The sequence below is a fragment of the Streptomyces sp. NPDC005070 genome (assembly GCF_053600395.1).
Genome location: NZ_JBSFZS010000525.1, coordinates 1 through 1,349, shown reverse-complemented (window position 1 = coordinate 1,349; position 1,349 = coordinate 1). Strand labels below are relative to the sequence as shown.

Below are 1,349 nucleotides of genomic sequence, written 5' to 3'. Positions count from 1 at the left end.
GCAGACACGCCCGGCACTGTCCGCACACCGCGCGCCAGTTGAGGATGACGAAGTCGCCGGGTGCCACTTCCGTGACACCGGCGCCGACCGACTCCACGATTCCGGCCGCCTCGTGGCCGAGCAGGAACGGGAAGTCGTCGTTGATGCCGCCCTGCTTGTAGTGCAGGTCCGTGTGGCAGACCCCGCAGGCCTGGATCTTCACCACGGCCTCGCCCGGCCCCGGATCGGGCACGACGATGGTCTCGACGCGCACCGGCTCGTCCTTGCCCGGTGCGATCACGCCCCGTACTTCCTGCGCCATGTGAGTAAGCCCTTCGCTGGATGGACCTTCCGTCGACCGACCCTACGGGGTGACCCGCCGGTAGAAGGCCAGGTGGGCCCCGGCGGCTCGGGTCCGGGTACGGCGGACGGCCACCCGTGCCCGCCGGAAACGCCCGCCGCCCGCGCCGCCGATCGGCACCCGAGGCACACCGACCACACCTCTCGGATACCCCCGGGGGTACCTCTGCTACGGTGGAGATACCCCCGGGGGTAATTTTCAACCGAGCCGCGAAGCCCTCGGGCTTCCCGCGGGAGAGGAGTGCTGCCGTGTTCTTCGTCGACACCATCGAGGTGGCGGGCCTGGGCAACCGGAGCTATCTGGCCGGCGGCCCGCACACCGCCGTCGCCGTCGACCCGCCCAGGGACATCGAGCGGGTGATCACCGCGGCGGCCCGGCGGGGCGTCCGGATCGCGTACGTCGTCGAGACGCATCTGCACAACGACTACGTGAGCGGCGGCCTGGAGCTGGCGCGGCTCACCGGGGCCGCCTACCTGGTCCCGGCCGCTGCCCGCGTCGCGTTCGAGCGGGTGCCGGTCGCCGACGGGGACACGGTGCGGGTGGACGCCGGACTGACCCTGGAGGCGCTGGCCACGCCCGGCCACACCCCGCACCACACCTCGTACGTCCTCCAGGAGGACGGACGGGCCGTCGCGGCCTTCACCGGCGGCTCCCTGCTCATCGGCACGGTCGGCCGGCCCGACCTGGTGGAGCCGCGGCTGACCGGGGCACTCGCCCGGGCACAGCACGCCTCGGCGCACCGGCTGGCGGCGGAGCTTCCCGACGACACCGCCGTCCTGCCCACCCACGGCTTCGGCAGCTTCTGTTCCGCCGGGACCGCCGACGGCGACGCGACCACCATCGGGCGCGAGCGCACCGGCAACGAGGCCCTGGTCAAGGACGTCGACGCGTTCGTCGCGGACCTGCTCGCCGGACTCGACGACGTGCCCGCGTACTACGCCCACATGGGCCCCGCCAACGCCGGGGGCCCGGCCCCCGTCGATCTGCAGGACCGTACGGACGCCGACTT

General features: G+C 73.0%; 2 protein-coding genes. One reads left to right on the top strand and one right to left on the bottom strand.

Annotated features, from left to right (window positions below):
• Positions 1-301, bottom strand: a 301-nt coding sequence (locus ACWEBX_RS40835) for an alcohol dehydrogenase catalytic domain-containing protein (protein WP_451889739.1), incomplete at its 3' end; no start/stop codon positions are given.
• Positions 302-588: 287 nt separating this feature from the next.
• Between ACWEBX_RS40835 and ACWEBX_RS40830 the strand changes: the two genes are divergently transcribed.
• The coding region (locus ACWEBX_RS40830) for an MBL fold metallo-hydrolase (RefSeq protein ID WP_451889738.1) at positions 589-1,349 on the top strand (761 nt) is incomplete at its 3' end.